Here is a 6,053-nt window from a genome sequence, read left to right on the forward strand (position 1 = left end):
ACTACAGCTGGACAGCTGCTGCAACTGCCAACACCACACCGAAAACCGCCCCGGCTCGTACATTGACAGCGACCTTGGCACCCGCTGACGGCAACAGCACCCGCCACGCCTGAACGCGCCCTGAATTGGAATCCTTGGTGCCGTGGCCATGATCCCGAGGCACGATAGATGCCCGTAGTAGCCCACCTGCGCACTGTGTTGCGGACGGAAAGTCACAACTGGCGGGTGATGGAACGTTGCGCCAGCTGAAAGTAATCAGTCAGGAATCCAGCCGGCAGGCGGCCAGGATCAACCCTGTGCCCGGCACCAGCGTGACCGGACCCGACGAACTCACGAATGTCGACCCTCAGAATCGCCAGGACGACCGCGAGCAGAACATAAGCCAGAGCTGTGCTGATTGCAGTGATGGTCTACTTTCGCGTCCGGCTCTTCTGCTTGGGGAACTGCTTCTTCGCATACTTCTCGGCCCAGCTCAGTGAGTGTGAACTGGTTGCGGCCCCCGGACCGGCCTGGTCGTGTCGCCACCTTTTAGACCTGCTGGCCCCCCGGCAACGAATCGCGGCCAGGCGATTTCAGAGATCGTCTTCGGGTCGGGCGGCGAGGATCCGGTTGGCGCTGACCTGCAGGATGCCGAGCGACTCCTGGATCAGGGGCGATGCGATGCTGCCCCTGCGCACCGCAGCGACGATGCGGCGCGAGGGCTTCCCTTTGCCACTGATGCGCAGTCGAACCACGTTTTCGGCGCTATGCAAGGGTGCCAGTCGCGGCAGCAGGCCCACGCCCAGCCCCGCACCCACGAAGGCGATTTGGGTTTCCCATTCAACGGCCTCATGGGCAATGCGCGGTGTCACCCCGACTGCCGTGAACGCCGCCGTGAAGAGGGAGTGGTAGGTGGAACCGGCGGCTTCGGTGATCCATGGTTCCGACGCGAGCTCTTCGAGCGTCACCGTTTCCCGCGATGCCAACGGATGGTCAGCGGGAATGATCACGTCCAGGGGATCGTCGAGCAGAACGGTCTGTTCGAAGCGAGGATCGTCTTCAGCGTAGGTGTCGGACTGCATGGCAACAATGACTGCAAGGTCGATTCGCTCGGCAACCAACAAATCGAAGCAGCGGGCCGGGTTGGCCTCGAGTACCTGCACCTCAAGCAGTGGGCGTGTCGAGCGCAGGGTGGCGGCCAGCGGCGCGAGCAACTGGGCGGCCGCCGTGGAGAAACCGCCCAGGCCAAAACGGGACTGCACCTGGTCGCCGGCCTCCATGGCTGCTGCGCGCAGGCGCTCCCATTCGGCAATGAGGGTGTCCGAGCCGGCCACGAGAAAGCGGCCCGTGGCGGTCAGCCGCACGCCCCGGCCGTCCTTCGTCAGCAGCTGCATCCCAAGCATACGCTGGAGCTCCCGCAATTGCGCGGAGACGGCGGAGGGAGAATACCCTGTGAGCTCCGCGGTTGCGCCAATGGTGCCGCACCGGGCAAACACCCGAAGTGTGATGAGCCTCGCATCGATCATGCACCTATTGTGCACGGATATCTTCCAAATCTTGCGCTTTTGTTGCGGATCAATGATCTCTAATCTCATGATTACAAGGTTTTCGACAACGCCGCTCGCACCCCACGCAGCCGTGGTCCCCACGAATCACACACTTACCCACGCCTCCCGGGAGGAAACACATGTCTGCTCCAGTCTTGCCCCTCAACTCACGCGGAAAACTCGCTTCATCCTTGCCTGCAGAGCAGCTGGCGGAAATCAGCGAGTTGTTTGAGTTCCGGCGCACGGGACATTCCCTCGATTCCCCCTTCTACACCGACCCGACGATTTTCAGCATCGACATGCAGGCCATTTTTGGCCAGCACTGGATCTTTGCCGCCAGCATCGCCGAACTGCCGGAGCCGGGCGACTACGTCACCGTCGACTACGGGCCCTACTCCCTGATCGTGCTGCGCAACGACGACGGCGGCGTGAACGTCCTGCACAACGTGTGCCGCCACCGCGGCGCCCGCGTCCTGACCGAACCCGCTGGGTCAACGGGAAACCTCGTATGCGGCTACCACTCTTGGACATACTCCCCCGACGGCAATCTAATCCACGCCTCGGCACCGGGTGAGACGAAGTTCGACAAGGGCTGCTTCGGCCTCAAGCGTGCCCACAGCCGCGTGGTCGCCGGGCTCATCTTCGTCTGCATAGCGGACGAACCGCCGACGGATTTCGACGAAACCGCTAAGATCTTCGAGCCTTACCTCGCGCCCCACGATCTGTCGAAGACGAAAGTCGCCTACCAGCAGAACATCGTCGAGGAGGGCAACTGGAAGCTCGTCATGGAGAACAACCGTGAGTGCTACCACTGCGACGGCCACCCGGAGCTCGCCTGTTCCCTCTTTCCCACCTGGGGCTTGACGGAGGGGCTGATCCCGGCCCATCTTGAGGAAGTGTGGGACCGCAACAAGGAAGCACAGTCCTCGCTCGAGGAGCGTTGCCGCCGCTATGGCCTCCCCTATGAGGTGGTGGAGGAGCTTGACACGCGCATAGCGGGAATCCGCATCTCTCGGGAATCGCTCGATGGTGACGGCGAATCGTTCTCGCCCGATGGTCGCAGGCTCTCCAAGAAGCTGCTCGGCGACTTGCGGGACTTCCGCCTTGGCCGCTGCTCGATGCACCTGCAGCCCAACAGCTGGTTCCACTTCCTGGGGGACCACGTCATCACGTTCGGCGTCTTCCCCATCAACGAACACCAGACCTTGGTACGCACCACTTGGCTGGTAGCTGACGACGCCGAGGAGGGCGTCGACTACGATCTGGACAAACTCACCTACACCTGGAAGCAGACCAATCTGCAGGACAAGGCGTTCGTGGAGCTGTGCCAGAAGGGCGCCAGCAGCCCCGCCTACGAGCCCGGCCCGTACATGAAGAGCGAATACCAGGTGGAGGCGTTCATCAACTGGTATGTCCAGCGCGTGCAGGAGCACTTGGCATGATTGAACTCCTCACCGAGACGGCAACCCAGGAACCACAGCGCATTCGCGGTCTTGAGATGCCGTGGAACAGGGTGATGGGCAGCACCGAGGGACCTGCCAGTGCCGCCCGTGCTTTGGGTCCCTGGCATCCGCAGGAGTTCATGGCCGAATGTGTCGAGATCGTTCCCGAGGTGGGCGGCATGATGACCTTCGTGTTCCGTCGCTCTGACGGTGCGCCGCTGGCGTTCCGTGCGGGCCAGTACGTGAACGTCGCCTTCCCCGTGAACGGCGAGGACCGGGACCCGGTGGACCGCAGCTACTCGCTGTCCAGTTCGCCCACCAAACCGTGGACCTTCGACATCACAGTTAAACGCGATCCCACGGGATTGGTCTCACCGTGGGTGCACGAGAACATCAAGCCCGGCACCGTCCTCGAGATGCTCGGACCGGTCGGGGCATTCCATCTGCCAGATGCTGACCGCCGGGCACGGTACCTCTTGCTGGCCGCCGGAGCAGGCATCACCCCCATCATGTCGATGGTGCGGACCATTCACTCCCTTCCTGGACAGGCCGATGTTGTGGTGCTGTACCACGGAGCGGAGGCCGGAGGCTTTGCCTTCCACAAAGAGCTGGCCTACATCGCCTCCGTGGACTCGCGAGTCACGGTCTTCTACTCCCTGGGCGACCGCAGCATACCCGAGGGATGGGAAGGGCTCAGCGGACGGCTGACGGCGGCCATGCTCAACGAGGTGGCTCCCGATGCCAACGGCCGCCAGGTCTATGCCTGCGGCCCCGAGGGTTACCTGAACACCGCCACCGAGCTCCTCAAGAAGGTCGGCGTCGACGACACCTCCATCTACATAGAATTCTTCTCGGGAGACCGCCAGACGATCCTTGAATACCAGGCGGAACTCGCGCTTGCAGTGGACATTGCGGAGGAAATCGCTGAGGAAATCGCCCAATCCGCCGAGGACTACTACGAAAGCCAGCCCACCGCGTTCGGGCTCTACGAGCCGGGCTACGACGCCGAGGGAACCCTGAAGGCCACGGGGCTGCCGCTGGAAACCGCCGACCCGGACGCGCCCTTCCCCGAAGCCCCCGACGGCAGTCCGGAAGTGGGGCCGGAGGCAGGGTCCCCCGATGCCTCAAGCTTCGACACGGTCGGAACGGGAAGCCTCACCCTGTCCTTCATGCGCACCGGCATCAACGTGCGCATCGACCCCGCCGAACACATCCTCGGGGCGGCCCAGCGTGCGGGCGTCAGGATCGGCGCGAACTGCAAGGAGGGCATGTGCGGATCCTGCAAGGTCGTCAAGCTTTCCGGGGAGGTCGAGATGAACCACCAGGGCGGGATCCGGGCACGGGAAATCGATGCAGGCAAGTTCCTGCCCTGCTGCTCCACCGCGCGGACCGATTTGGTGATCGATGCCTAGCCGCTCCCACCTGCGGGACATAAATGCACCACCGGCTCGAGGGCATGTGCGATCAAGATGCCGGCCGCCATACCCCCATCCATCGCCACAGTCAGCCTGAACGCCTTCGCTGCCCGTAGCGATATGCGCTACACGTATCCATTGACCCAACTTGCTTCACGGAAACTGACAACAACTACCTCACGGACAGTCTGATGCGACCAACATCGGTGAGGGTTCGATCGCCAACCCATAGGAGCCATTCAATGTCAGGTAACAAAGCCGTTGCATACAAGGCGCCGGGGATCGTGGAAATCATCGATACCCCGTTTCCCACCTTTGAACTGCAGGCCGGCCCCGGCGTCAATCCCGTCAATGTCGGCCGAAAAGTCCCGCACGGAGTCATCCTACGCACCGTGAGCACCAACATCTGCGGCTCGGACCAGCACATGGTTCGTGGCCGCACGACCGCCCCGGCCGGTCTCGTCCTGGGGCACGAGATCACCGGGGAAGTCATCGAAACCGGGCCCGACGTCGAGTTCATCAAGGTCGGGGACATCGTCTCGGTGCCCTTCAACATCTCCTGCGGGCGCTGCCGGAACTGCAAGGAGGGCAAGACCGGAATCTGCCTGAACGTGAACCCGGACCGTCCCGGGTCCGCCTACGGCTATGTTGACATGGGCGGATGGGTCGGCGGGCAGGCGGAGTTCGTCCTAGTCCCCTATGCGGACTGGAACCTGTTGCGGTTCCCTGATCGGGACCAGGCCATGGAGAAGATCATGGACCTGACCATGCTCTCGGACATCCTCCCGACCGGTTTCCACGGGGCCGTCACGGCAGGTGTCGGCGTCGGGTCCACAGTCTATGTTGCAGGGGCCGGTCCCGTGGGTCTTGCCGCGGCGGCCAGCGCGCAGCTGCTGGGGGCCGCGGTGGTCATCGTGGGGGATCTCAATGAGGACCGCCTGGCCCAGGCCCGATCCTTTGGCTGCGAAACCGTCAATGTGGCCAACGGCGATCCGGCTGACCAGATCGAGCAGCTTCTCGGCGTCCGGGAGGTCGATGCCGGTATCGACGCGGTCGGTTTCGAGGCCCGCGGGCACGGTGCCGGGGCCCAGGAGGCGCCGGCCGCTGTGCTCAATTCGCTGATGGACCTCACCGCCGCCGGCGGGTCCCTGGGCATTCCCGGCCTTTATGTCACCGGGGATCCGGGTGCCGCGGACGAGGCAGCCCAGAAGGGCAGCCTGTCCCTGTCCCTGGGCACCGGCTGGGCGAAGTCCCTCTCCTTCGCGACCGGCCAGTGCCCGGTGATGAAGTACAACCGGCAGCTGATGATGGCGATCCTGCATGACAGGATCCAGATCGCCAAGGCGGTCAACGCCACGGCCATTTCGCTCCAGGATGCCCCTCGGGGGTACGCGGAATTCGATGCCGGAGCTGCCACGAAGTATGTCCTGGACCCGAACGGCTACCTCAGCAACTAGTCCGAGGAAACGTGTTGATCCGTGCCTAACGATGGGAGGCTTCCGGCCTTACCTAAGCAAAATTGATCCCTGGCCCCAAAGAGGTGCCCCATGCGAAAGGCCTTGAATCGGACGAGGCCCCCCAACCTTCCGGCCTGATTCCCGAGGGCCATGTTTTGCCGTAGGCCCATGCCTCACCGATCAAAGGACCGCTCATGGCTCTAAATAGTGATC

4 protein-coding genes are annotated in these 6,053 nt (G+C 63.2%); 3 read left to right on the forward strand and 1 reads right to left on the reverse strand.

Annotated elements, in window-relative coordinates; translation table 11 throughout:
* Positions 1 to 572: 572 nt before the first annotated feature.
* On the reverse strand, positions 573 to 1,505 hold the full coding sequence (locus tag ACX80V_RS21735; protein WP_485844893.1) for a LysR family transcriptional regulator: 933 nt from the start codon (positions 1,503 to 1,505) through the stop codon (positions 573 to 575).
* Between the two features lie 161 nt (positions 1,506 to 1,666).
* Between ACX80V_RS21735 and ACX80V_RS21740 the strand changes: the two genes are divergently transcribed.
* The 3 genes from ACX80V_RS21740 (at position 1,667) to fdhA (ending at position 5,840) form a co-directional block, all read left to right on the forward strand.
* Entirely contained in the window at positions 1,667 to 2,968 is a 1,302-nt protein-coding gene (locus tag ACX80V_RS21740; protein WP_485844894.1) for an aromatic ring-hydroxylating oxygenase subunit alpha, read from the forward strand.
* Positions 2,965 to 4,380, forward strand: a complete 1,416-nt coding sequence (locus tag ACX80V_RS21745) for a ferredoxin reductase (RefSeq protein ID WP_485844895.1) — start codon at positions 2,965 to 2,967, stop codon at positions 4,378 to 4,380. Before ACX80V_RS21740 ends, ACX80V_RS21745 begins: the two co-directional genes overlap by 4 nt.
* 245 nt (positions 4,381 to 4,625) lie before the next feature.
* Entirely contained in the window at positions 4,626 to 5,840 is a 1,215-nt protein-coding gene (fdhA, locus tag ACX80V_RS21750) for a formaldehyde dehydrogenase, glutathione-independent (RefSeq protein ID WP_485844896.1), read from the forward strand.
* The last annotated feature ends 213 nt before the right edge of the window (positions 5,841 to 6,053 follow it).

It is taken from the genome of Pseudarthrobacter arbutini, from assembly GCF_054510915.1.

Excerpts from the sequence above, each read along its gene's own strand:
- ACX80V_RS21735 (WP_485844893.1), bottom strand. The coding sequence starts at position 1,505 with ATGATCGATGCGAGGCTCATCACACTTCGGGTGTTTGCCCGGTGCGGC.
- ACX80V_RS21740 (WP_485844894.1), top strand. The coding sequence starts at position 1,667 with ATGTCTGCTCCAGTCTTGCCCCTCAACTCACGCGGAAAACTCGCTTCA.
- ACX80V_RS21745 (WP_485844895.1), top strand. The coding sequence starts at position 2,965 with ATGATTGAACTCCTCACCGAGACGGCAACCCAGGAACCACAGCGCATT.
- fdhA (WP_485844896.1), top strand. The coding sequence starts at position 4,626 with ATGTCAGGTAACAAAGCCGTTGCATACAAGGCGCCGGGGATCGTGGAA.